Source organism: Pseudomonas sp. 21LCFQ02, from assembly GCF_024129895.2.
Classification (GTDB): Bacteria; Pseudomonadota; Gammaproteobacteria; order Pseudomonadales; family Pseudomonadaceae; genus Aquipseudomonas.
This window is the reverse complement of record NZ_CM178749.1, coordinates 5,646,897-5,671,541: the sequence shown is the minus strand read 5'-3', so window position 1 is coordinate 5,671,541 and position 24,645 is coordinate 5,646,897. Positions and strand designations below refer to the sequence as shown.

26 protein-coding genes are annotated in these 24,645 nt (G+C 60.4%); 25 read left to right on the top strand and 1 reads right to left on the bottom strand.

Going from position 1 to position 24,645, the window contains the following annotated elements; genetic code table 11:
• Positions 1 to 481 precede the first annotated feature (481 nt).
• Genes rluC through NJC40_RS25620 form a run of 3 tightly spaced genes read left to right on the top strand, consistent with a single transcriptional unit; the run spans position 482 to position 3,109 of the window.
• Positions 482 to 1,438, top strand: a complete 957-nt coding sequence (gene rluC / locus NJC40_RS25630) for a 23S rRNA pseudouridine(955/2504/2580) synthase RluC (protein WP_045493612.1) — start codon at positions 482 to 484, stop codon at positions 1,436 to 1,438.
• Positions 1,428 to 2,090 carry an HAD-IIIA family hydrolase gene (locus NJC40_RS25625; protein WP_045481113.1) on the top strand — a complete coding sequence of 221 codons (663 nt, stop codon included), beginning with the start codon at positions 1,428 to 1,430 and terminating at the stop codon, positions 2,088 to 2,090. Before rluC ends, NJC40_RS25625 begins: the two co-directional genes overlap by 11 nt.
• A gap of 26 nt (positions 2,091 to 2,116) precedes the next feature.
• Positions 2,117 to 3,109: a S49 family peptidase gene (locus NJC40_RS25620; RefSeq protein ID WP_045481110.1), complete on the top strand. Its 993-nt coding sequence runs from the start codon at positions 2,117 to 2,119 to the stop codon at positions 3,107 to 3,109.
• A gap of 57 nt (positions 3,110 to 3,166) precedes the next feature.
• Here NJC40_RS25620 and NJC40_RS25615 read toward each other — a convergent pair whose 3' ends face one another.
• Positions 3,167 to 3,745 (bottom strand): Maf family protein, encoded by a 579-nt coding sequence (locus NJC40_RS25615; RefSeq protein WP_045493609.1) that lies wholly within the window; start codon positions 3,743 to 3,745, stop codon positions 3,167 to 3,169.
• Positions 3,746 to 3,851: 106 nt separating this feature from the next.
• Here NJC40_RS25615 and NJC40_RS25610 point away from each other — a divergent pair, with 106 nt between their 5' ends.
• The 22 genes from NJC40_RS25610 to folC all read left to right on the top strand — a co-directional run bounded on the left by NJC40_RS25610 (position 3,852) and on the right by folC (position 24,627).
• Entirely contained in the window at positions 3,852 to 4,379 is a 528-nt protein-coding gene (locus tag NJC40_RS25610) for a YceD family protein (protein ID WP_045493607.1), read from the top strand.
• A 9-nt stretch (positions 4,380 to 4,388) separates the two neighbouring features.
• Positions 4,389 to 4,571: a 50S ribosomal protein L32 gene (rpmF, locus tag NJC40_RS25605; RefSeq protein WP_009406838.1), complete on the top strand. Its 183-nt coding sequence runs from the start codon at positions 4,389 to 4,391 to the stop codon at positions 4,569 to 4,571.
• Between the two features lie 4 nt (positions 4,572 to 4,575).
• Positions 4,576 to 5,613, top strand: a complete 1,038-nt coding sequence (gene plsX / locus NJC40_RS25600) for a phosphate acyltransferase PlsX (RefSeq protein WP_045493602.1) — start codon at positions 4,576 to 4,578, stop codon at positions 5,611 to 5,613.
• Positions 5,614 to 5,722: 109 nt separating this feature from the next.
• Entirely contained in the window at positions 5,723 to 6,661 is a 939-nt protein-coding gene (fabD, locus tag NJC40_RS25595) for an ACP S-malonyltransferase (protein ID WP_253141951.1), read from the top strand.
• 16 nt (positions 6,662 to 6,677) lie between these two features.
• Entirely contained in the window at positions 6,678 to 7,418 is a 741-nt protein-coding gene (gene fabG / locus NJC40_RS25590) for a 3-oxoacyl-ACP reductase FabG (RefSeq protein ID WP_045493596.1), read from the top strand.
• 199 nt (positions 7,419 to 7,617) lie between these two features.
• On the top strand, positions 7,618 to 7,854 hold the full coding sequence (acpP, locus tag NJC40_RS25585; RefSeq protein WP_025261008.1) for an acyl carrier protein: 237 nt from the start codon (positions 7,618 to 7,620) through the stop codon (positions 7,852 to 7,854).
• A 255-nt stretch (positions 7,855 to 8,109) separates the two neighbouring features.
• Positions 8,110 to 9,354 carry a beta-ketoacyl-ACP synthase II gene (gene fabF / locus NJC40_RS25580; protein ID WP_084710178.1) on the top strand — a complete coding sequence of 415 codons (1,245 nt, stop codon included), beginning with the start codon at positions 8,110 to 8,112 and terminating at the stop codon, positions 9,352 to 9,354.
• Positions 9,354 to 10,169, top strand: coding sequence for an aminodeoxychorismate lyase (gene pabC / locus NJC40_RS25575; protein WP_253141980.1), 816 nt, complete (start codon positions 9,354 to 9,356; stop codon positions 10,167 to 10,169). The genes fabF and pabC overlap by 1 nt, the downstream gene beginning before the upstream one ends.
• Before the next feature lie 3 nt (positions 10,170 to 10,172).
• The gene (mltG, locus tag NJC40_RS25570) at positions 10,173 to 11,291 is read left to right on the top strand and encodes an endolytic transglycosylase MltG (protein ID WP_253141954.1); all 1,119 of its coding nucleotides are present in this window, start codon (positions 10,173 to 10,175) and stop codon (positions 11,289 to 11,291) included.
• A gap of 16 nt (positions 11,292 to 11,307) precedes the next feature.
• Positions 11,308 to 11,940: a dTMP kinase gene (gene tmk, locus NJC40_RS25565; protein WP_253141956.1), complete on the top strand. Its 633-nt coding sequence runs from the start codon at positions 11,308 to 11,310 to the stop codon at positions 11,938 to 11,940.
• Positions 11,933 to 12,919: a DNA polymerase III subunit delta' gene (locus NJC40_RS25560; protein WP_045493582.1), complete on the top strand. Its 987-nt coding sequence runs from the start codon at positions 11,933 to 11,935 to the stop codon at positions 12,917 to 12,919. The genes tmk and NJC40_RS25560 overlap by 8 nt, the downstream gene beginning before the upstream one ends.
• A 33-nt stretch (positions 12,920 to 12,952) precedes the next feature.
• Positions 12,953 to 13,309, top strand: coding sequence for a PilZ domain-containing protein (locus NJC40_RS25555; RefSeq protein WP_045493581.1), 357 nt, complete (start codon positions 12,953 to 12,955; stop codon positions 13,307 to 13,309).
• 13 nt (positions 13,310 to 13,322) lie between these two features.
• Entirely contained in the window at positions 13,323 to 14,108 is a 786-nt protein-coding gene (locus tag NJC40_RS25550) for a TatD family hydrolase (protein ID WP_253141957.1), read from the top strand.
• A 427-nt stretch (positions 14,109 to 14,535) separates the two neighbouring features.
• On the top strand, positions 14,536 to 15,198 hold the full coding sequence (locus NJC40_RS25545) for a TetR/AcrR family transcriptional regulator (protein ID WP_045493577.1): 663 nt from the start codon (positions 14,536 to 14,538) through the stop codon (positions 15,196 to 15,198).
• An 89-nt stretch (positions 15,199 to 15,287) separates the two neighbouring features.
• Positions 15,288 to 15,890, top strand: coding sequence for a DUF4823 domain-containing protein (locus NJC40_RS25540; protein ID WP_045493573.1), 603 nt, complete (start codon positions 15,288 to 15,290; stop codon positions 15,888 to 15,890).
• A 7-nt stretch (positions 15,891 to 15,897) separates the two neighbouring features.
• The gene (locus NJC40_RS25535; protein ID WP_045493569.1) at positions 15,898 to 16,458 is read left to right on the top strand and encodes a DUF1285 domain-containing protein; all 561 of its coding nucleotides are present in this window, start codon (positions 15,898 to 15,900) and stop codon (positions 16,456 to 16,458) included.
• 86 nt (positions 16,459 to 16,544) lie between these two features.
• On the top strand, positions 16,545 to 17,555 hold the full coding sequence (locus NJC40_RS25530) for an aspartate-semialdehyde dehydrogenase (RefSeq protein WP_253141958.1): 1,011 nt from the start codon (positions 16,545 to 16,547) through the stop codon (positions 17,553 to 17,555).
• A gap of 87 nt (positions 17,556 to 17,642) precedes the next feature.
• Complete coding sequence (locus NJC40_RS25525; RefSeq protein WP_253141959.1) at positions 17,643 to 20,522, top strand: motility hub landmark protein FimV; 2,880 nt, start codon at positions 17,643 to 17,645, stop codon at positions 20,520 to 20,522.
• 147 nt (positions 20,523 to 20,669) lie between these two features.
• Positions 20,670 to 21,494, top strand: a complete 825-nt coding sequence (gene truA / locus NJC40_RS25520; protein ID WP_045493552.1) for a tRNA pseudouridine(38-40) synthase TruA — start codon at positions 20,670 to 20,672, stop codon at positions 21,492 to 21,494.
• Between the two features lie 59 nt (positions 21,495 to 21,553).
• A complete protein-coding gene (locus NJC40_RS25515; RefSeq protein WP_253141960.1) occupies positions 21,554 to 22,174 on the top strand; it encodes a phosphoribosylanthranilate isomerase in 621 nt (206 codons plus the stop codon).
• Positions 22,175 to 22,423: 249 nt separating this feature from the next.
• Positions 22,424 to 23,350, top strand: coding sequence for an acetyl-CoA carboxylase, carboxyltransferase subunit beta (gene accD, locus NJC40_RS25510; protein ID WP_045493541.1), 927 nt, complete (start codon positions 22,424 to 22,426; stop codon positions 23,348 to 23,350).
• The gene (gene folC / locus NJC40_RS25505; protein WP_253141961.1) at positions 23,347 to 24,627 is read left to right on the top strand and encodes a bifunctional tetrahydrofolate synthase/dihydrofolate synthase; all 1,281 of its coding nucleotides are present in this window, start codon (positions 23,347 to 23,349) and stop codon (positions 24,625 to 24,627) included. The genes accD and folC overlap by 4 nt, the downstream gene beginning before the upstream one ends.
• Positions 24,628 to 24,645 lie beyond the last annotated feature (18 nt).

Here is a 24,645-nt window from a genome sequence, read left to right as displayed (position 1 = left end):
ATGCGTCTTGAACAGCGTCGGTGCTACACAGTCCGATGGTCGTGCGTCTCCACCCTACACGTATCCCTGATAATTCGGGTGCTGCCGCGCGCAGAATCCGCAGCGGGTTGGCATTTACCGCGATCCTCCCGTGGAGTTTCGCGCATCATGGCTCGAGGCGTAGTTCGCAGGACTCGCGCTCGAAGGGTCGGGAAGCGACTGCACCTTGTGAACTGGCCGTGGGTTCTGCGCTCGGGAAGGCGAGTCTTGACTCTGCAATCCGGCGTATTTCAGGCCTCATGTCACCTGCGCTCGTTACGTTTCCAGGCATCTTCGTTGTCACCGAAAGCCTTGCTGGGCGGCCTCCCGCCCGGGGAATTGCGTGGGTCAGGGCCGGTTGTCATCCGGTGATCTGCTGCCCGACCGCTTTTGGCGGCGTTCGCGACTATAGCAGCAATCATTAAGTGCTTCAAATCCATAAAAAATTGTTATGATTCGCCGCATGACCAATATCACTCCCCCAACCCCCGGCGTCCAGCTGGTCGAGGTTGCCCCGGAATATGCCGGCCAACGTATTGATAATTACCTGATCACCTACCTCAAGGGTGTGCCCAAGACCTTGGTCTACCGTATTTTGCGTAAAGGCGAAGTGCGGGTTAACAAGGGTCGGGCCAAGCCTGAGTACAAGTTGCAGGCGGGCGACATTGTGCGTATTCCGCCGGTGCGCGTGCCGGAGCGTGACGAGCCGGTGCAGGTTGCCCAGGGGCTGCTGCAGCGCCTGGAGGCGGCCATTGTGCATGAGGACAAGGCACTGATCGTGCTCAACAAGCCAGCCGGCATCGCCGTACATGGCGGTAGCGGTCTGAACTTCGGGGTTATTGAGGCGTTTCGTCAGTTGCGTCCTGATGCCAAGGAGCTGGAGCTGGTCCATCGTCTGGACCGCGACACTTCGGGGCTGCTGATGATCGCCAAGAAGCGCAGCATGTTGCGCCATCTGCACGAAGCCTTGCGCGGTGACGGTGTCGACAAGCGCTATATGGCGCTGGTGCGCGGCAACTGGGCGAGCGCCTGCAAGCAGGTGAATGCGCCGTTGCTCAAGAGCAATTTGCGTTCCGGCGAGCGCATGGTGGAAGTCAACGATGAAGGCAAGGAGGCGCTGACCCTGTTCAAGGTGCTGCGCCGTTTTGGCGACTTTGCGACCATGGTCGAGGCGCGCCCGATCACTGGCCGGACTCACCAGATTCGCGTGCATACCTTGCATGCCGGGCATGTGATTGCCGGTGACACCAAATACGGTGAGGAAGATTTCTCTCGGGAAATCCGTGATCTGGGCGGCAAGCGGCTGTTTCTGCATGCCTATCGCCTGACCGTGCCGCTGCCTGATGGCGGCAAACTCGAATTGCAGGCGCCCGTCGATGAGATGTGGGCCAAGACAGTGGAGCGTCTGAGTGCGCCGTGACTACGACTTACTGATTTTTGACTGGGACGGCACGCTGGCCGACTCGATTGGCCGGATTGTCGCCGCCATGCGTGAGGCCGCTATCACCGGCGATATGCCGGTGCGTGATGATCCTGCGATCAAGGGCATTATCGGCCTGGGATTGCCGGAGGCGATTCGCACGCTGTACCCGCAGATCTCGCCCAACCAGTTGCTGGATTTTCGTCAGCGCTATGCCGACAGTTATATGGCCATGGATCAGGTGGCGTCGCCGCTGTTCGATGGTGTGCTGGATTCGATGCAGGCGTTTCGTGAGCAGGGTTACCGGCTGGCGGTAGCCACCGGCAAGGCCCGGCGTGGGCTGGATCGGGTGCTCAAGGCGCATGACTGGCTGGAGTATTTTGATATCACCCGGGCCGCAGATGAAACTGCCAGCAAGCCTGATCCGCTGATGCTTCACGAGATCATGGCGCATTGCGATGTCGCGCCGGAGCGCTCGCTGATGATCGGTGACTCGTCTTTCGATTTGCTGATGGCTCGCAATGCTGGCATGCATTCGGTGGCCGTGGGTTATGGCGCTCAGTCGCTCGATTCGTTGCGTGAGTATCGGCCACAATTGGCCATCGAACACTTTTCTGAGCTGCGTGTCTGGTTGGATGGGCGCGGTGCCTAATAGTCTGCGGGTAAGGTGAAAGAGCTATGTCTGATCAATGGAAAGCGCCAGATTCGCAAGATGGCGGTTCGCCTGAAGATGCCAAAAGCTGGAAATTGCTGGAGAAGACGCTGCTGGCGGGTGTGCAAGAGCAACGCAGGGCGCGGCGCTGGGGGATTTTCTTCAAATTCCTGACCTTTGCTTACCTGTTTGGCATGTTGCTGTTGTTCACTCCGTTGTTGGGTGACAAGAAGGCCGCGTCGCGTGGCACTGATCACACGGCTCTGATCGAAATCCAGGGCATGATCGCTGACAAGGAGTCGGCCAGTGCCGACAACATCGTGGGCAGCTTGCGCGCCGCTTTTGAAGACAGCAAGACGCGTGGGGTGATCCTGCGCATCAACAGTCCGGGCGGCAGTCCGGTGCAGTCTGGCTATGTATATGACGAAATTCGTCGTCTGCGTGCCGAGAAGCCTGCGATCAAGGTTTATGCGGTCATTACCGATCTGGGTGCTTCCGGTGCCTATTACATCGCCAGTGCTGCTGATCAGATCTATGCCGATAAGGCCAGCCTGGTGGGTTCTATCGGGGTTACGGCAGCCGGGTTTGGTTTTGTCGGGGTGATGGAGAAGATCGGTGTGGATCGTCGCACCTATACCTCGGGTGAGCATAAGGCGTTTCTTGATCCGTTTCAGCCGCCCAAGGCTGACGAAACGCAGTTCTGGCAGGGTGTACTGGATACCACTCATCGCCAGTTCATCGCCAGCGTCAAGCAGGGTCGTGGCGAGCGCCTGAAAGACAAGGAGCATCCCGAGCTGTTTTCTGGCCTGGTCTGGACAGGTGAGCAGGCCGTGGGGCTTGGGTTGGTCGATGGGCTGGGCAGCTCCAGCTACGTTGCTCGCGAAGTGATCGGTGCCAAAGATATCGTCGACTACACCATTCAGGAGTCGCCGTTCGATCGTTTCTCCAAGAAGCTCGGTGCCAGTATTGCTGAGCGTCTGGCGATGTGGGCCGGGTTTGGCGGGCCGTCACTGCGTTAGGTCAAGCTGGTTTGTAGCAAGCCCGGCCATTGGTCGGGTTTGTTGTTTCTGGGGTGTTCAGGGAATGCTCACGCCTTCTTGCATCAGCATGTCTACCAAGCGGATAAGGGGCAGTCCGACCAGGCTGGTGGCGTCTGGTCCTTCGGTGCTGCGAAACAGCATTACACCCAGCCCTTCGGCCTTGAAGCTGCCGGCGCAGTCGTAGGGTTGCTCGGCATGCAGGTAGCGTTGCAGGGTGTCTGTGTCCAGTTCGCGCATGTGCACGGTGAACGGCACGCAGTCGACCTGGCATTGGCCAGTGCGGGTGTTCAGCACGGCCAGGCCGGTAAGAAAGCTTACGCTTTGGCCGCTGGCGGCCGACAGTTGCGCCAGTGCCCGCTCGAAGTCGTGCGGCTTGCCGAGTACTTCGTCACCGAGCACGGCCACCTGATCGGAGCCGATGATCAGGTGGTCCGGGTGATCGCCGGCCAGGGCCTGGGCTTTTTGTTGTGCCAGGCGCTTTACCAGATGGGTGGCACTCTCGCCGGGCAGGCGGCTTTCGTCTATGTCCGGCGAGCTGCAGGTGAATGGCAGGCGCAGTCGAGCGAGCAATTGGCGTCGATACGGCGAGCTGGAAGCAAGGAGCAGGGAAGGCATGCGATTCTCCGTGGTCTGAGCCGCAATTCTAATAAGTGCCGGCAAGCCCTGATAGGCCTGAATTTCCTTTGACATGCTAAAGGTGCATCCCTAGAATGCTGCGCCTATGTTGAATGACCCGATTCCATCTCATATTGACCCGCGCAAGTTGGCTGATCGCGGCACGACCCTCCAGGGTGAAGTGCTGCTGGCCGACCTGCAAAGACTCTGCGACCCATTGGCTGATAACGCCGGTGCGGTTCAGGCCAACTTCATTTTTGAGCGTGACGAGCGTCGCACTGCGGTTTTCCACAGTCGGCTCAAGACCTCGGTCAAGATGGTTTGCCAGCGTTGTCTTGAGCTGGTTACCCTGCCGATCCAGAGCGAATGTACTTACGTTGTGGTGAAGGAGGGTGCGAACACCCAATCGTTGCCGAAAGGCTATGACGTGTTGGAACTGGGCGAGGATCCTTTGGATCTGCTGGCATTGATTGAGGAAGAGCTTCTGCTCGCCTTGCCAATCGTGCCTGCTCATCATCCTGAAGAATGCCAGCAACCGGCGGGTCTCGATGAGCCCGAACCGAGCGTGGACGAGGTAACACGGTCCAACCCGTTCAGTGTATTGGCGCAATTAAAGCGTGACCCAAACGTTTAGGAGTTAATTATGGCTGTTCAACAGAACAAAAAATCCCGCTCTGCTCGCGATATGCGTCGTTCGCACGACGCTCTCGAAGCGAACGCTCTGTCCGTGGAAAAAACCACTGGCGAAGTTCACCTGCGCCACCACGTTTCGCCAGAAGGCGTATACCGTGGCCGCAAAGTGATCGACAAGGGCGCTGACGAGTAATTTCTTGTCCGCTCCGATCATCGCGATCGACGCAATGGGCGGGGACTTCGGTCCCCGCAGCATTGTTCAGGCAAGTATCGCCTGCCTGGCTGCTACCCCCTCGCTCCACCTGGCCCTTGTCGGCCAAGCTCCCCTTATTGACGAACTGATTGCCTCCCATCGCAAGGTCGACCGCGCACGCCTGCACGTTGTGCATGCCAGCGAAGTGATTGGTATGGATGAAAAACCGTCCCAGGCCCTGCGCGGCAAGCCCGACTCATCAATGCGTGTCGCCCTCGGGCTGGTGGCTGGCGGTCAGGCTCAGGCGTGCGTCAGTGCCGGTAATACCGGAGCGCTGATGGCCTTGTCGCGTTTTGTGCTCAAGACCCTGCCGGGTATCGATCGTCCGGCGATGGTGGCGGCAATTCCGACCCGTACCGGCTATTGTCAGTTGCTGGATCTGGGAGCCAATGTCGATTGCAGTGCCGAAAACCTGTATCAGTTCGCTGTAATGGGTGCTGTGAATGCCGAGGTCATGGGGGTGGTGCGGCCAAGGGTCGCGCTGCTCAATGTCGGTACCGAGGACATCAAGGGCAATCAGCAGGTTCGTCAGGCGGCAGCGTTGTTGCAGGCGGCGCCAGGTCTGAACTACATCGGGTTCGTTGAAGGTGACGGGCTCTATCGTGGGGAGGCTGATGTGGTGGTGTGCGATGGCTTTGTCGGCAATGTATTGCTCAAGTCCAGCGAAGGCCTGGCGACCATGATCGCTGCACGAATTGAAACGCTATTCAGGCAGGGTCTGCTTGGCAGGGCGGCGGGCGTGGTGGCTTTGCCTGTGCTCAAGCGTCTGCAGGCCGAGTTTGCACCGGCGCGGCACAATGGTGCGAGCCTGCTGGGCTTGCAGGGCATTGTGGTCAAGAGTCACGGGGCGGCCGGGGTTGAGGGCTTGCAGAGTGCAATCCTGCGTACCGTCGTGCAGATCCAGGACAACCTGCCGCAGCGTCTGCGCGGGCGGCTTGAGGCGCTGTTGCCGGGCTTGTCGCCGGGGGCGCCGGAAATGTGACGCTAGCCGTCAGAGCGTCATCCAAACGTTCAGTCATATCGATTTGCTTCACTGCCGCCGGCTGGGCCGGGGGCCTATTTTTCAAGATAACCAATCAGGGGCCTGTTACATGTCTGCATCCCTCGCATTCGTCTTTCCGGGTCAAGGATCGCAATCGCTCGGCATGCTCGCCGAGCAAGGTGCGCAGCATCCATTGATCCTCGATACCTTTGAGCAGGCGTCCGACGCTCTGGGATATGACCTGTGGGCCTTGACCCAGCAGGGGCCTGTCGAGCTGCTCAATCAGACCGACAAGACCCAGCCGGCCATTCTGACGGCCTCCATCGCGCTATGGCATGTATGGCTGGCCGAGGGTGGTGCGGTTCCTGCTTACGTGGCCGGTCACAGCCTGGGCGAATACAGTGCTCTGGTGGCGGCCAACAGTCTGACACTGGCCGATGCTGTAAAGCTGGTCGAACGACGTGGTCAGTTGATGCAGGAAGCGGTGCCGGCCGGTCAGGGCGGCATGGCTGCAATCCTGGGGCTCAATGACGACCAGGTCAAAGCCGCTTGCGCTGAAGCTGCGCAAGGTCAGGTTGTCAGTGCGGTCAACTTCAATTCGCCAGGCCAGGTGGTGATCGCCGGTAATGCCGAGGCGGTGGCGCGTGCCATCGAGCTGTGCAAGGCCGCAGGCGCCAAGCGTGCCCTGCCGTTGCCGGTCAGCGTGCCGTCGCACTGTGAGCTGATGCGCCCGGCGGCCGAGCGCTTTGCCGAGTCGGTTGAAGCTATCGACTGGCAGGCGCCGGAAATCGCGCTGGTGCAGAACGTCAGCGCCGCGGCGGTCACTGACCTGGCGACCCTCAAGCGTGATCTGCTTGAGCAGTTGTACAAGCCGGTACGTTGGGTTGAGTCCATTCAGTGCCTGGCGGGCCTGGGTGTGACCCAACTGGTGGAGTGTGGTCCGGGCAAAGTGCTGGCCGGCCTCAACAAACGCTGCGCCGATGGCGTGGTGACTTACAACCTGGATACCCCTGACGCCTTTGCTGCCGCCCGTGCGGCACTGGCCTGAATAAGGAGAAACCTGCATGAGTCTGCAAGGTAAAGTTGCACTGGTAACCGGTGCCAGTCGTGGTATTGGCCAGGCTATCGCTCTGGAACTGGGCCGCAACGGTGCCGTTGTCGTCGGCACTGCGACGTCTGAGGCCGGTGCAGAGCGCATCACTGCGACCTTCAAGGAAAGCGGCATCGAAGGCTTCGGTCTGGCGCTGGATGTGACCAAGGCCGAGTCGGTCGAAGCGGTCCTGGCGACCATCGTCGAGCGTGTAGGCACGCCGTTGATCCTGGTCAATAATGCCGGCATCACCCGCGATAACCTGATGATGCGCATGAAAGATGACGAGTGGAACGACGTCATCGATACCAACCTCAACAGCCTCTACCGCCTGTCCAAGGGTGTGTTGCGGGGTATGACCAAGGCGCGTTGGGGGCGGATCATCAATATTGGTTCGGTAGTCGGTGCCATGGGCAATGCCGGTCAAGTAAACTACGCTTCCGCGAAGGCGGGGCTGGAAGGTTTCAGTCGTGCCCTGGCGCGTGAGCTCGGTTCGCGTGCTGTGACCGTGAACGCTGTCGCGCCAGGCTTCATTGATACTGATATGACCCGTGAGTTGCCTGAGGCCCAGCGTGAGGCCTTGCTGACCCAGATTCCTCTGGGGCGTCTGGGCCAGGCACAGGAAATCGCCAATGTTGTAGCGTTCCTGGCCTCTGAGGGCGCGGGTTATGTGACCGGTACGACCATTCCGGTCAATGGCGGGATGTACATGTAACCGGATTTTATAAACGCTCGTTTCAGAAAAATGTCATACGAGCTGTCTAAAATCCGTTATAAAGCTGCAATCTTTTAATGGGTACTGGGTCGTGACGGAGCGGGAGGGGAGCTTTGAGCTTGAAAAGCGCAAAACCTCTTCTATACACTTAGCCACCGGCCAAATGCCTGAACATTTCCACTAGGAGTTAAAACTAGGTATGAGCACCATCGAAGAGCGCGTCAAGAAAATCGTTGCCGAGCAACTTGGCGTCAAAGAAGAAGAGGTTGTCAACACTGCTTCTTTCGTTGAAGACCTGGGCGCTGACTCCCTGGACACTGTTGAGCTGGTAATGGCTCTGGAAGAGGAATTCGAGACCGAAATCCCTGACGAAGAAGCCGAGAAGATCACCACCGTTCAGGCTGCCATCGACTACGTGAACAGCCACCAGGGCTGATTTTTCGTAATCGCTGATTGCTGTTATGGGAAAAACCGCACTGCTTACCGGCGTGCGGTTTTTTCTTTAGTAAAGATAAAGGTGTCTCTGAAGGCTCGGGCGAGGCAGCCAGCACGACGGAAAACAGGCGGGCAAGCGCCGTTGACGGTTTGTCGACGAGCATTGTGAACCGGTTTTCAACCCAGTGATGGCCACGCAGGCAGTTTTTGGATGCACCCTGAAGATGTATCGCCAACGAGAGAGAAGGAGAGTCCTGTGTCGCGTAGACGCGTCGTGGTCACCGGGATGGGAATGATATCGCCACTGGGTAACGATGTACCCAGCAGTTGGCAAGGCATTCTGGCAGGGCAAAGTGGTATCGGTCCTATCGAGCACACCGACCTGTCGGCTTTCACCACGCGTTTTGGTGGTTCGGTCAAAGGGTTTGACGTCAGCCAGTACCTGGCGCCCAAAGAGGCGCGGCGGGTCGATCTTTTCATTCAGTATGGCCTGGCGGCCAGCTTTCAGGCGGTGCGTAATGCCGGGCTGGAAGTGACTGATGCCAACCGTGAGCGCGTTGGTGTCGCCATGGGTTCGGGCATTGGTGGCCTGACCAATATTGAAACCAGCAGTCGACTGATGCATGAGCAAGGCCCTGGGCGTATTTCGCCGTTCTTCGTGCCCGGCTCGATCATCAACATGATTTCCGGCTTCCTGTCCATCCACCTGGGTGCACAAGGGCCTAACTACGCCATTTCCACCGCCTGCACCACCGGAACTCACTGTATCGGCATGGCGGCGCGCAATATCGCCTACGGCGAAGCCGACGTGATGATCGCGGGCGGCGCAGAGATGGCTGCTTGCGGTCTGGGCATGGGCGGTTTTGGCGCAGCGCGTGCGCTGTCGACCCGCAATGACGATCCGGTTCGTGCCAGCCGTCCGTGGGACAAGGACCGTGACGGCTTTGTTCTGTCCGACGGTGCCGGTGCAATGGTGCTTGAAGAACTTGAGCACGCCAAGGCGCGAGGCGCCAACATTCTGGCCGAGCTGGTCGGTTTCGGTATGAGCGGCGACGCCTTCCACATGACCTCGCCGCCAGATAACGGCGCCGGTGCTGCGCGTTGTATCGTCAATGCCCTGCGCGATGCGCGGATCAATCCCGAGCAGGTGCAGTACATCAATGCGCACGGTACTTCGACACCTGCCGGTGACCTTGCCGAAGCCCAGGCGATCAAGACGGTGTTCGGCGAACATGCCTACAAACTGGCGGTCAGCTCCACCAAATCGATGACCGGCCACCTGCTAGGCGCTGCCGGTGCTGTCGAGGCGATTTTCAGCGTGCTGGCCCTGCTGGATCAGGTTGCTCCGCCGACCATCAACCTCGATGAGCCAAGCGAAGGCTGCGATCTGGACTTTGTCGCTCATCAGGCGCGGGGTATGCCGATCGATGTCGTGCTGTCCAACTCCTTCGGATTTGGCGGTACCAATGGCTCGCTGGTGTTCCGCCGGTTCAGCGAGTGATGACGGCGTGGGTCGACGGCCAGCCGGCAGACAGCCTGGCGTTGGCTAACCGCGGGCTGGCCTATGGCGATGGGCTGTTCGAGACCATCGCTGTGCGGGCCGGGCAGCCGCTGCTGTTCGATCGCCATGTGCAGCGTCTGGCCGTCTCCTGCCAGCGTCTGGGCATAGAGGCTGACCTGGCGTTGATCCGCGCTGAAATGACCCGCTTTGCCAGGCAGCTGGATGCCGGTGTGATGAAGCTGATCCTCACGCGTGGCGACAGCCAGCGCGGTTATGCACCGGCTGCCGGTGCCGCGCCACGTCGTATCCTGCAAGGCTCGCCCGCGCCGGTTTACCCTGCGGGTCACTTTGCACAGGGGGTTCGTCTTTACGAATGCCAGACCCGCCTGGCCGAGCAGCCCCTGTTGGCCGGTATCAAGCATCTCAACCGGCTGGAGCAGGTGCTGGCCCGCGCCGAATGGCAAACGCCGGAGTTTGCCGAAGGGCTGATGCGCGACACCAGCGGCCGCCCGGTCGAAGGGGTGTACAGCAACCTGTTTGTGGTGCGTGACGGACGGCTTATCACGGCTGATCTGCTGCGCTGTGGGGTGGCCGGTGTCATGCGTGCCGAATTGCTCGATCAGGCACCAACCCTGGGGATCGCTGTCGAAGTCCGCGACCTGTCGATGTCCGACCTGGAGCAGGCGGACGAACTCTTTGTTTGTAACAGCGTATATGGCATCTGGCCGGTTCGCGGCTTTGCTCAGCTGAACTGGCCGGTCGGGCCGCTCACCCGTAGAATGCAGGCTGTTGCGTACGCACTTCTGGGTAGCTGATTCGTGATTCGAAAATTACTGGTTTTGCTGGAAACCGCTGTGGTCGTGGGGGTTCTGGTGCTGGGCTATGGCATCTGGCGACAGAACCAGGCATTGCATCAACCGCTCAACGTTGCCCAAGAGCAGTTGCTCGATGTGCCGAGCGGCTCCAGCCCTTCGGGCGTGCTCAATCGCCTGGAAGCCGACGGGGTGATCAACGACGCATTCCTGCTGCGCCTCTACTGGCGTTTCAATCTGGCCGGCCAGCCGTTGCACAGCGGTGAGTACCGCATGACGCCGGGCATGAGTGTGCAGGACCTGTTCGGGGTCTGGAAACGCAAGGAAGTGGTGCAATACACCATTACTCTGGTTGAGGGCTGGAATTTCCGCCAGGTGCGCAGCGCCCTGGAGCGCCAGCCCAAGTTGGGACAGACCCTGGCCGGGCTCAGTGACAGTGAGCTGATGGCGCGCCTGGGGTATCCGGATATATTTCCTGAAGGTCGCTTCTTTCCTGATACCTATCACTATGTGCGTGGCATGACCGATGCCGAGTTGCTCAAGCAGGCCTACAAACGCCTGGAGCTGGTGCTGGACGAAGAGTGGCGCCAGCGTGCCCCGGATCTTCCGTACAGCGATCCTTATCAGGCGCTGATCATGGCGTCTTTGGTAGAGAAAGAGACCGGCGTGCCGCAAGAGCGCGGCCAGATCGCCGGGGTGTTCGTGCGCCGTATGCAGATCGGCATGTTGCTGCAGACCGACCCGACCGTCATCTATGGCATGGGCGAGCGCTACAACGGCAAGATCACCCGAGCTGATCTGCGTGAACCCACGCCCTACAACACCTATGTGATTTCCGGTTTGCCACCGACCCCGATTGCCCTGGCCGGGCGTGAAGCGATTCATGCGGCTCTGCAGCCGGTGCCGGGGCGTAGCCTGTACTTCGTGGCCAAGGGCGATGGTAGTCATGTGTTTTCTGTCAATCTGGACCAGCACAATGCGGCGGTGCGTGAGTATCAGCTCAAGCGCCGCACCGATTATCGCTCCAGCCCGGCACCGCTGCCCTCTGCTGACGAATCCACCCCGGTACAGACCGACCCCGTCCAGGCGCCTGACGCGCCCGACAGTGAGTCGTCTGCCCAATGAATTTCAAGGACTGCCTGTGACTGGCCTGTTTATTACCCTCGAAGGGCCGGAAGGCGCCGGTAAAAGTACCAATCGTGATTTTCTCGCCGAGCAATTACGCGCTCGTGGTGTAGATGTCGTGCTGACCCGAGAGCCTGGCGGCACGCCGCTGGCTGAGCGGATTCGGGAAATCCTCCTGGCGCCCAGCGACGAGGTCATGCACGCCGACGCTGAGTTGCTGCTGGTTTTCGCGGCCCGTGCCCAGCATCTGGCTGAGGTGATTCGCCCGGCGCTGGACCGGGGCGCGGTGGTGCTCTGTGACCGTTTTACGGATGCCACATACGCCTATCAAGGCGGCGGGCGCGGCCTGTCGCAAGAGCGCATCGTGACCCTTGAGCAGTTCGTCCAGGGTTCGCTGCGCCCTGACCTGACGCTGGTTTTCGATCTGCCGGTGGAGATTGGCCTGTCCCGTGCTGCGGCGCGTGGCCGGCTGGATCGTTTCGAGCAGGAAGGCCGTGACTTTTTCGAAGCTGTACGCGGTGCCTATTTGCAGCGCGCTGCTGCAGCGCCTGAGCGTTACCAGTTGATTGATGCCGCCCAGCCGCTGGCTGAGGTTCAGGCGTCATTGTCCGCCCTGCTGCCGGGCTTGCTGGAGCGCTGCCGTGGCTGAGGCCTATCCGTGGCAGGCGGCGCTCTGGCAGCAACTGGCCGGTCGTACGCAACACGCGCATGCTTATCTGCTGCACGGCCCGGCCGGTATTGGCAAGCGCGCCCTGGCGGAGCGGTTGATGGCGTTTCTGTTGTGCCAGCGACCCGCGCCGCAGGGTGCCTGTGGGCAGTGCAAATCCTGCCAGTTGCTGGCCGCCGGTAGCCACCCGGACAACTTCGTGCTTGAGCCTGAAGAAGACGACAAGCCGATCAAGGTCGATCAGGTCCGTGAGCTGGTCAACTTCGTGGTGCAGACCGCGCAGATGGGCGGGCGCAAGGTGGTGCTGGTCGAGCCGGTGGAGGCGATGAACATCAATGCGTCCAATGCCGTTTTGAAAAGCCTCGAAGAGCCCTCGGGCAATACCGTGCTGCTGCTGGTCAGCCACCAGCCCAGCCGTCTGCTGCCGACCATCAAGAGCCGCTGCGTGCAACAGGCTTGCCCGTTGCCCGGTGAGGCGGCCAGTCTGCAATGGCTCAGTGCCGCCTTGCCGGACGGGGACGCGCAATTGCGCAACGACCTGCTGGCACTGGCTGCCGGTTCGCCATTGCTGGCCCTCAAGCTGCACGGGCAGGGCGTCATTGAGCAGCGTGCGCTGGTCGTTGACGGGGTCAAGAAGCTGCTCAAGCAGCAGCTATCGCCGACCCAGCTCGCCGAGGGATGGAAAGATGTTCCCCTGTTGCTGCTGTTCGACTGGTTTTGCGATTGGGCGCATCTGATCCTGCGTTACCAGATGACTGAGGATGAAAACGGTCTCGGGCTGGCTGACATGCATAAGGTGGTGCAGTATCTGGCGCAGAAGTCGCCGCGTGGCAAAGTGCTGGGGATGCAGGACTGGGTGCTCGCCCAGCGCCAGAAAGTCATGGGCAAGGCCAATCTCAACCGTGTGCTGCTGCTTGAGGCACTGCTGGTGCAGTGGGCAGCGCTACCCGGACAAGGGTAGACTCAGCGCTGAACGTTATTCCAAGGAGATGCAATGAGCCTGCCGATCAATCCTGGTCCGCGTAACGGCATCCTGTCCCTGACCATCAAGGACAAGTCCGTGCTCTACGCCGCCTATATGCCGTTCATCAAGCATGGCGGGTTGTTCATTCCGACCCCCAAGAATTACAAGCTGGGCGATGAAGTGTTCATGCTCCTGAACCTGATGGACGAGCCGGAAAAAGTCCCGGTCGCCGGCAAAGTCATCTGGGTCACCCCCAAAGGCGCTCAGGGCAATCGCACCGCCGGTGTCGGTGTGCAGTTCAACGACGGTGACAATACTGCCCGCAACCTGATCGAAACCTACCTGGCCGGTGCCCTGAAGTCCGACCGCCCCACCCATACGATGTGACTGTGCCTTATTCATGCTTGTAGATTCTCATTGCCATCTGGACCGCCTCGACCTGACCCAGCATCAGGGTTCTCTGGATGCCGCGCTGCAAGCGGCGCGTGACCAGGGGGTAGGTCATTTTCTGTGCATCGGTGTCAGCGCTGACAACGCCGCAACGGTCAAGGCGCTGGCTGAGCGCTATGCCGATGTCGACTGTTCGGTGGGCGTTCATCCGCTGGACCTCAAACCCGGCGAGGAGCCTGCACTGCAATGGCTGCTCCGGGAGCTGGATCACCCGCGGGTGGTGGCCATCGGTGAAACCGGCCTGGATTACCATTACGAGCCTGAGGCGGCCGAACTGCAGCAGGCGTCGTTTCGCCTGCACCTGGAGGCCGCACGGATTACCGGCAAGCCGGTGATCGTGCATACCCGCGCGGCGCGCAGCGATACTCTGCAGTTATTGCGTGAGGCGGCATTGCCTCAGGCCGGCGTGCTGCATTGCTTCACTGAAGACTGGGAAATGGCCAAAGCCGCTCTGGATCTGGGGTTTTATATCTCGTTGTCGGGCATCGTCACCTTCCGCAATGCTGATGCGTTGCGTGATGTGGCCCGTCAGGTTCCGGCCGACCGGTTGCTGGTCGAGACTGACTCTCCTTACCTGGCGCCGATACCTTACCGTGGCAAACCCAACTTGCCGCAATATGTGCGTGAAGTCGCCCAGTTTCTGGCCATGCTGCGCGGTGAAAGCTACGAGCGCTTCGCTGAGCAGACCACCGATAACTTCGCCCGGTTGTTTCCTCTGGCCCACTTGCAGCGTTGAGGCCAGACAAAAACAGCAGGCAAAAAGAAACCCGGATTCTGGGGGGTGAAACCGGGTCAAGACCATTAGGAGTAAAACAAAGGCATGCCATCCATGAATGCCTTTATCGGTGCGGCATTTGGGGGGAATGCGTACCAACGCTTTAAGTATTGATGAGAATACCTGGCCTGCCAGTCGCCATTGGTCATTTTTTAAACAGTTTTGGAATACTAAAACCGTTATTGAGTGCCTGATTGATGTATAGGGTTGGGCAACCTTGATGGGCGGCCACTGTGTCCGGCGGTTTGTGCCGCAAGTGCCAGCCTTGCAGGGCAGGGGGGGCGAAATGCAGACAGCGGGTGCTCGACAAGATGGATGAACAGTGCATTTTCGCGCCAATTAGGCATAATACCCGGCTTCGATTTTGAGCCTTGCAGACCCTCTCACTATGCAAAAAGAACCTCGAAAGGTCCGTGAATTTCGCCGCCGTGAACAGGAAATTCTCGACACCGCACTGAAGCTTTTTCTGGAGCAGGGTGAGGACAGTGTCACTGTCGAGATGATCGCCGACGCGGTCGGGATCGGCAAAGGGACGATCTACAAGCACTTCAAGTCCAAGGCCGAGATCTATCTGCGGCTGATGCTTGATTACGAGCGCGATCTCAACGAATTGCTGCACTCGGCCGATGTCGATCGTGACAAGGAGGCGCTGTCACGGGCCTACTTCGAGTTCCGCATGCGCGACCCGCAGCGTTACCGGTTGTTCGACCGCCTCGAAGAGAAAGTGGTCAAGGGCAACCAGGTGCCGGAAATGGTCGAAGAGCTGCACCGCATTCGTGCCTCTAACTTTGAGCATCTGACCTTGCTTATCAAGGGGCGTATCAACGAAGGCAAGCTCGAAGATGTCCCGCCATACTTCCATTATTGTGCCGCCTGGGCATTGGTCCACGGCGCTGTGGCGCTGTACCACTCGCCGTTCTGGAGCAATGTGCTCGAAGATCAGGAAGGCTTTTTCCAGTTCCTGATGGACATCGGCGTGCGCATGGGCAACAAACGCAAGCGTGACCCTGAGCTGGCTGTTGAAGTAAAACCCGACCCTGCGGCGAAATGAGTTTCCTGCCGGGTAGGTGAAAATGGCGCGGAAGCTGCATCCGACGGCCATTCGCCGGTTTTTCGTCACCGGTTTTTGGGAGAGTAATGATGCGTAGCCTGATTCTGCTGCTGGCGCTTGTCGCGCTTGGTGGCTGCATGAAAGTCAGCGACATGGCCGATGGCGTTCACGAGCAGTTCAGCGATGCCGGGCTGCTCGATCACAGCCAGACCCGGCGGACCAGTAACTTTCGCCTGCAGCCCGACTCCTTTATCTATATCGCTCAAGCGGCCTTCGTGCCGCCAGGCAGGGCTTATCCGCGTCCTAACGTAGTGGCCGAAGAGGCTTTCAATAACTTCATCGAGTTCTTTCCTCTGGTGCGCCGTGCCCGTGCCCCGGTGGGTCTCGATCAAGCCTTGAGCGAAGCCCGCAGTGCTGGTGCGCACTACCTGTTGTATACCCGTTTCGCCCGTGCTGACGACCGGATAGGCACTTGGGACCAGTGGGCTGATGAAGAAGCGCTGGATCGCTTTGGCATCGACAGCGGGGTCATTCAGATGATGCTGATCGAAACCTCCACGCAATACTTGATCGACAGCGCACGAATCCGCAGTCGTGGCGGTTTGCTGACGCTTTACGACACCCGTCCCGAAGATTTGCTTGGTCCGCCCATGGAGCAATATGCTCGTGGCTTGATAGGTGTCTCTCGATAGGACCGGTATGAGCGATTCAGGCAAGACCTCCGACCTGCTGGCGCAACTCCCCAAAGGCCGGGGGCCTGCGCCGGTGCATCTGTGGAATCCGGCATTTTGTGGCGATATCGATATGCGTATCGCCCGTGACGGCACTTGGTACTACCAGGGGTCGCCGATTGGCCGCAAGCCCATGGTCCAGCTGTTTTCCAACATCATCCGTCGCGATGGCGATGACTACTTTCTGGTCACACCGGTAGAAAAGGTCGGCATCCAGGTGGATGACGCGCCTTTTGTGGCCATCTCTCTCAGTGTCAGCGGGGCGGGCGAGCGCCAGATTCTGAGCCTGGTCACCCACGTCGATGATCAGGTCGAGATCGGCCCGCAACATCCGCTGCGGGTCGAAACCGACCCAGTCACCCTTGAACCGGCCCCTTATGTGCTGGTGCGCGCCAATCTGGAGGCGCTGCTGCATCGCAATGTCTTCTATCAACTGGTCGACCTGGCCGTGTCTGCCGAATTGGACGGCCAGCGCTGGTTGGGGGTGTGGAGCCATGGTGTGTTTTTTCCTATTGGCCCAGAGCCATGAAAGCAGTCTAGAGCGGGCAGCCTTGATTGCCTGGCATCCGTGGCGCGGGTAAAGTGCCGCTCCCCATTTTTCCCTGAGGTTTATGCATGAGTCAGCCCTTTGCTATCGCCGTGATCGGCGCCACCGGAACCGTGGGCGAAACCATCGTCCAGATTCTTGAGGAGCGCGACTTTCCACTGAGCGAATTGCATTTGCTGGCCAGTGCCGAATCGTCAGGTACCTCGTTGCCATTCAAAGGCAAGAATCTGCGTGCGCGGGAAGTGGACGCGTTTGACTTTTCCAGAGTCGGCCTGGCGTTTTTTGCCGCAGGCGCTGCGATCAGTCGCAGTTTTGCGCCGCGTGCCCTGCAGGCGGGCTGTTCGGTCATTGATTTGTCCGGCGCCTTCGATCACCAGCAGGCATCGCTGCTGGTGCCGGAAATCAACGCCGCGCAGCTTGCTCGCCGCTCTGCGCCACTGTTGTTGAGCAATCCGGGCTCGGCGGCGACGGCGTTGGCTCTGGTGTTGGCGCCGCTGCGCGAGGTACTGGATATCCAGCGCGTCGATGTGACGGCCTGCATGGCAGTCTCGACCTTGGGGCGTGAGGGTGTCAGCGAGCTGGCGCGGCAGACCGCCGAGTTGCTCAACATGCGGCCTCTTGAACCGCGGTTTTATGATCGCCAGGTGGCTTTTAACCTGCTTGCCCAGGTCGGTACGCCGGATGAGCACGGTCATGCGCCGCAAGAAAAACGTCTGGTCAGCGAGTTGCGCGAATTGCTGGCGCTGCCTTTACTCAAGGTCTGCGCTACTTGTATCCAGGTGCCGGTATTTTTCGGCGACAGTTTCAGCATATCGCTGCAAACCGCTCAGGATGTCGACCTGGCGTTGGTCAACAAGCGCCTGGATGCCGCGCCGGGCGTGGAGTTGGTCGATGCCGGAGATTACCCGACCCCGGTGGGCGATGCGGTAGGGCAGGATGTGGTGTATGTCGGCCGGGTGCGCCGCGGTATCGACGATTCACGCCAGCTCAGCCTGTGGCTGACTTGCGACAATGTGCGCAAAGGTGCGGCGCTCAATGCTGTGCAAGTGGCTGAGTTGTTGATAAAAGGCCATGTGTAAAAGATACTTGGCAACGATTTGTATAATGATTCTAGCGGCAACACGCCTTACTCCGGTTTCGGAGAGTCTTCAAACAAGGGATGGGCTATGGTTCAGGTTCGTAAACTGGTAGTAGCGATTGCTGCGGCTTCGGCGCTGTCGTCGGGTGCAGTACACGCTTTGGGGCTCGGCGAGCTGTCGGTCAAATCGACCCTGAACCAGCCGCTGGTGGCTGAAATCGAGCTGACCGATGCCCGTGGCATCAATGCTTCGCAACTGGTACCCAGTCTGGGAACCACGGCAGATTCCTCTCAGGCAGGGGTCACCCGCCAGGCTTTCCTTAATGACCTGACCTTTACCCCGGTGATCAACCCCGGTGGCAAGAGCGTGTTGCGCGTCACCTCCAGCAAGCCGGTGACCGACCCTTATGTAAAATTCCTGGTTCAGGTGCTGTCGCCCAACGGTCGTGCCCAGCGCGAATACAGCCTGTTGCTCGACCCGCCGCGCTTCTCTTCCGAAACGGCTGCGTCAGCGCCTGCTCCGGCCCCGGCCCCGGCCGCAGCGCCTGTGCAACTGCCTGCGGTCGCCCCGGCGGCGACCGTGCAGGCGCCTGCCGCACAACCGCCCGCCGCCCCGCCGCCCGCGCCTGCCCAGCCCGCACTGCCGCCGCCGACAGTAGACAAGCCCGAGCAGTACGTGACCAGCAACAACGACACGTTGTGGGAGATCGCAGCCAAGGTACGCAATGGCGGCAGCATTCAACAGACCATGCTGGCGATCCAGGCGTTGAATCCGGACGCTTTCATTGGTGGCAACATCAACCGCCTCAAGCGTGGTCAGGTGCTGCGCCTGCCGACGGCTCAACAGGCCACCGCGCTGCCGCAAGGCCAGGCGATTGCCGAAGTGGCCCGGCAGTATCAGGCCTGGCGTGACGGGCGCCGCAGTGCAGCCGGTCAGCGTCAGGTCGACGCGACCCGGCGTGCCGGCACCGGAGCTGCGCCAGCCCGGGTCGAGACCCCTGACAATCTCAGCCTGGTCGCGGCCAATAAGGCGCCTGGCAGCAAGGGCGCGGCGACTGACAATGATCTGGCCAACAAGCTGGCTGTTACCCAGGAGGCGCTGGACACCTCGCGGCGCGACAACGCTGAACTCAACAGTCGCCTGACCGACCTGCAAAGCCAGTTGGACAAGCTGCAGCGGTTGATGGAACTCAAGAATGATCAGTTGGCCAAGATGCAGGCTGCCGGTGCCGGTGCCGGTGCCGCACCAGCGGTCAGCCCGCCATTGCCGGCTGCAGCCGTCGATGCCAGTGGCGCGCCGATCAAGCCGATAGGCGAGCTGGCCCCTGAAGATGCGCTGGCAGCCAGTGCTGCCCAATCTGCTGCAGCGCCTGCCGAACAGCCGCTGGCGGTAGAGCCGGTGGCTGCCCAGGAAGAAACCGATCCGTTCAAGGCTATCCTTGAAAACCCGATCTTGCTGGGGCTTATCGGTGGCGCGGCCTTGCTGTTCCTGGCCCTGCTGCTGTTGTTCCTGGCGCGGCGTAACAGGGCCAGGGCCGAGGAAGAAAAACACCGCAATATGGCCCGTGCACTGGCTGAAGAGTCGCAGTTTGTCTCTGACATGGACCTGAACGCCTCTTCGGACAGCTTCGACAGCCTGGTGACGCCGTCGCCGAGCTACACCATGGCCCCGGCTGCCGTTGCCGCGGCTGCCGCCAATGCTTCGCGTGAGCGACCGACCGACCCGCTGGTGCAGGCCGAGATTCATATCGCTTACGGCCGTATGAACCAGGCCGTGGAGTTGCTGGAAGAGTCCTTGAAAGAGACTCCCGAGCGCGACGATATTCGTCTGAAACTGATGGAAATCTACGCCGAACAAGGCAACAACAAGGCGTATGCCGCGCACGAGCGCAAGCTGGTGGCGGCGGGAAAGCTTCAAGCTGAGGTCGAGCAGCAAAAAGACGATCACTCGACCAAGGGTGTAGCGCAGGCGCCGACACCGGCGCCTGTGACCGAGCTGGCCAAACCTGCCGAGCCTGCGCCTGCTTCTGTGGCGCCGGTGGCGGCCGTGGCAGCCGCTGCGGCGGCCACGTCTGCGGCGGCGATCGCGGCGGAGCTGGATGCCAAATATCTGGAAGAGCTGCTGGCTGATGATGAGCCGGCAGCGGCCGAGGCGGAGCCTGCCCTGGAGGCAGAGCCCGAGCCGGAGCCCGAAGCAGAGCCTGTGATAGCGGCGGCGGATGACGATTTTGATCTGAGCCTGGACGAGTTCGAGGCGGCTGCCACTGACGAGGTGGTGACGGTTGACGATCTTGATGACCTGCTCAATGACGGCGGCTTCGAATCCGAGCCGCTGACGGCTGTCGAGGATGACCCGCTGGCCGAGTTGCTCGACGCCGAGCCGCTGTCGCCGGTGGTGGCTGAAGATGACCCGCTGGCCGATCTGCTCGATGCTGAGCCGCTGCCGCCGGTGGTGGCTGAGGCGCAAGAGCCGCTGGACGAGTTCGATCTGAACCTGACCCAGGAGGAGGCTGCGCTCAAGACTGAGGACGATCTGCTTCTGAGTCTGGGTGAAGAACCACTGGATCTGGGGCTGAGCAGCGCTGACAGCCTGGGGCATGACCTTGAGCTGCCGGAAGACTTCGATCTGTCGCTGGCCGATGAAATCGAAACTGACCAGGCCACCGAGGCATTCGCTTCGGAGATCGACGACGTCAACGCCGAGCTTGATCGTCTGTCTCAGGATCTGGAAAGCCCGCCACTCGACACGCCAAGCTTCACTGCCAGTGATGCCGCTGCGCTGGAAGACGACCTGGAGTTCGATTATCTGTCCGGTACTGACGAGGCTGCGACCAAGCTGGATCTGGCGCGGGCCTACATCGACATGGGTGATGCCGAGGGCGCGCGCGATATCCTCGGTGAAGTGGTCACTGAAGGCGATGACGTGCAGAAAAATGAAGCCCGGGAAATGCTCGCCCGGCTGGCCTGAGCCTGCTCGCGGTGAGCGATCCGCCTGATCTGGCGGATTGCTCGCTGCGTGCGCTGGCGTCTTTGCCCGACAGCCTTATAATGGCCGCCCTTTTCGCAACCCACGGGCTGTAACTCCTTGGCGAACATAGACAACCCGGCCGCCGAGATGGCTGCCGAGGGCTTTCACCGCGTCGCGCTAGGCGTCGAATACAAAGGCTCGCGCTACAACGGCTGGCAGCGTCAGGCCAGTGGCGTGCCCACCGTACAAGAAACACTGGAAAATGCTCTGGGCAAGGTCGCTGCATCCCCGGTCACCTTGCTGTGTGCCGGGCGCACTGATGCCGGTGTGCATGCCTGCGGTCAGGTGGTGCATTTCGATACGCAAACAGAGCGCTCGGAAAAAGCCTGGATCATGGGCGCCAATGCCAGCCTGCCACATGACATCAGCGTGACCTGGGCAAAGGTCATGCCGGCACACTTTCATGCGCGCTTCAAGGCCAAGGCCAGGCGCTACCGCTATGTGATCTACAACGATCAGATTCGCCCGGCGCATATGGGTGAGGAAGTAACCTGGAACTATCGTCCGCTGGATGTCGAGCGCATGGCCGAGGCCGCCCAGTATCTGGTCGGTACCCACGATTTCAGCGCGTTTCGCGCCGGCCAGTGCCAGGCCAAATCGCCGATCAAGCAGATGCATCACCTGCGCGTCAGTCGTCACGGCAAGATGATTGTCATTGATGTACGGGCCAGTGCGTTCCTGCATCACATGGTGAGAAACATTGCCGGTGTGCTGATGACCATCGGTGCTGGCGAGCGCCCGGTGGAGTGGATCAATGAAGTGCTGCAGAGTCGGGTGCGGCGTAACGGCGGCGTGACTGCGCACCCCTTTGGCCTGTATCTGGTTGAGGTCGAGTATGCCGATGAATTCGGTCTGCCGCAGCGTTACATCGGTCCGCATTTTCTGACCGGTTTCGCTGGCCTTGAAGGCTGACGGCTGAACCTGCATTTGTTACCATCCGGGACTTTGCGCAAGGACTGAGGTTTCGTCATATGTCAGCCGTTCGCAGCAAGATCTGCGGGATTACCCGTCTGGAGGATGCATTGGCGGCCGTTGAGGCGGGTGCCGACGCGCTGGGCTTCGTGTTCTACGCGCCCAGCCCGCGTGCGGTCAGCGTGCAGCAGGCCAGGGCGATCATTGCCGGCCTGCCGCCCTTCGTGACCACGGTTGGCCTGTTCGTCAACGCCAGTTCCTGTGAATTGAACGAAACCCTCGATGCATTGCCGCTGGATCTGTTGCAATTCCATGGTGATGAATCACCCGAGGCATGCGACGGCTATCACCGGCCTTTCATCAAGGCATTGCGGGTCAAGCCGGGTGACGATATCGCCGCCGCCTGCCGGGCTTATGGCAAAGCCAGCGGCATCCTGCTTGATGCTTATGTGCCGGGTGTGCCCGGTGGCACGGGGGAGCGCTTCGACTGGTCATTGATTCCCCATGATCTGTCCAGGCCGATCATCCTGGCTGGCGGTCTTGACGCGGGTAACGTGGCGCAGGCCATTGCTCAGGTCAGGCCCTATGCGGTGGATGTCAGTGGCGGGGTAGAGCGCAGTAAAGGCATAAAGGATCACGACAAGGTGCGGGCTTTCATGCGTGCGGTGCGTGAAGCCTGATGTGACGGCGTGGCAGCTGCCGCCGTCCATTAGCCTGTCCCGGTAATGAACATGTGCGGGCTGAATTGATTAACCGGACGCTTTTGCGTCGGGTGCGGTTTCAAGTATTACGGCTGAGAGGGGCAGGTCTGGCCAGGTGCCGACCGCAGGCTGTCCTTGCTCGTCACTTTTTACACATTTAGCCAAGGGCGGGTGCCGGGCGTTACAACGCCGGGTGCTGGAGCCGAATCGGCACTGGAGAAAGAAAGCATGAGCAACTGGCTGGTAGACAAACTGATCCCTTCGATCATGCGTTCAGAGGTCAAGAAAAGCTCGGTCCCTGAGGGGCTGTGGCACAAGTGCCCATCCTGTGAAGCCGTGCTGTATCGCCCTGAACTGGAAAAGACCCTGGACGTCTGCCCCAAGTGCGACCACCACATGCGTATCGGTGCGCGTAACCGGCTGAACATCTTCCTGGACGCCGAAGGTCGCAATGAGCTGGGTGCTGACCTGGAGCCGGTAGACCGTCTCAAGTTCCGCGATGGCAAGAAGTACAAGGATCGCCTGACCGCTGCACAAAAGCAGACCGGTGAAAAAGACGCGCTGATTTCCATGAGCGGGACCTTGCTGGGCATGCCGATCGTGGTCTCGGCGTTCGAGTTCTCCTTCATGGGCGGCTCGATGGGTGCGATCGTTGGCGAGCGCTTTGTGCGTGCGGCCAATTATGCCCTTGAGCACCGTTGCCCGATGGTCTGCTTCTCGGCCTCCGGCGGTGCGCGGATGCAGGAAGCGCTGATCTCGCTGATGCAGATGGCCAAGACCTCGGCGGTGCTGGCGCGGCTGCGTGAAGAAGGCATTCCGTTCATTTCGGTGCTGACCGACCCGGTCTACGGCGGCGTTTCCGCCAGCCTGGCCATGCTGGGTGATGTGATTGTCGCTGAGCCCAAGGCGCTGGTTGGCTTTGCAGGCCCGCGAGTGATTGAGCAGACCGTACGTGAAAAGCTGCCTGAAGGCTTCCAGCGCAGCGAGTTCCTCATCGAGCACGGCGCCATCGACATGATCATTCCGCGCATTGAACTGCGCGAGCGTCTGGGTCGCTTGCTGGCGCAGATGATGAACCTGCCATCGCCAAAGGCTGACAAGCCGGTTCTGGAAGTGGTCGAGATTACTCCGGCTCCGACTCCGGCAACCGCATGACACAGCGGACCCTGGGTCAATGGCTGGCCTATCTGGAGCAACTGCACCCGTCGGCCATCGACATGGGGCTGGACCGTGCCCGGCAAGTCGCCGGTCAGTTGGGCCTGAGTCGTCCGGCGCCCAGAGTGATCACGGTGACCGGCACCAACGGCAAGGGTTCGACCTGTGCGTTTCTGGCGGCACTGTTGCAGGCTCAGGGTCTGAAAGTGGGTGTCTACAGTTCGCCGCACCTGCTGCACTATAACGAGCGGGTGCAAGTGCAAGGCGTACAGGTCAGCGATGCTCAATTGTGCGAGGCCTTTGTTGCTGTCGAGGCGGCGCGTGGTGATATCACCCTGACCTACTTTGAAATGGGCACGCTGGCGGCATTCTGGCTGTTCGAACAGGCCGGGCTTGACGCTGTGGTGCTGGAAGTCGGGCTGGGCGGGCGTCTGGATGCGGTCAATCTGGTCGACGCTGATCTGGCGCTGGTCACCAGTATCGGTCTGGACCATGCCGACTGGTTGGGCAATACCCGTGAGTCAGTAGCGTTCGAGAAGGCCGGCATCTTGCGTGCTGGCAAACCGGCGCTGTGTGGCGATCTTGATCCGCCTGCACCCTTGCTGGAGCAGGCCGCAGCGCTCAACTGCCCATTTTTGTTACGCGGTCGGGATTTCAGCGTCGCTATCGACGTCAATGCCTGGTCCTGGCAAGGAGTGAATGGGGCAGGGCAGCCGCTGGTGCTGACTGATCTGCCGCTACTCGATCTGCCGATGGAGAATGCCGCGCTTGCATTGCAAGCCTATGCCTTGCTCGATCTGCCATGGCAGCCCGGGGTGTTGGCCGAGGCGCTGAGCGGTACCCGGATTGTCGGTCGGCTTGACCGACGGGTGCTGCGCTGGAAAGGCAAAACCCTCAATCTATTGCTGGATGTCGGGCACAACCCTCACGCTGCGCGTTTTCTGGCGCAACGGCTTGTCCAGCGTCCGGTGCCAGGCAAGCGCCTGGCGGTGTTCGGTCTGTTGGGCGACAAGGATCTCGAAGGCGTGGTTGCCGAGCTGGTGGCGGGGGTCGCGCATTGGGCTGTGACGCCGTTGCCAACCCCGCGTAGCACGCCGGTTGAGCAATTGCAGGCCTGCTTGCAGAACCTTGGTGCGAGCGTGACGTCCTATCAGAACGTGGCCCAGGCACTGTTGGCACAGTGTGAGCAGGCGACGGCGGATGACGAGATCCTGTTGTTCGGATCTTTTTACTGCGTGGCCGAAGCGCTTGAATGGCTGGCCGATCACGCTGATTGAGGACTGAAGGTGGCTGCG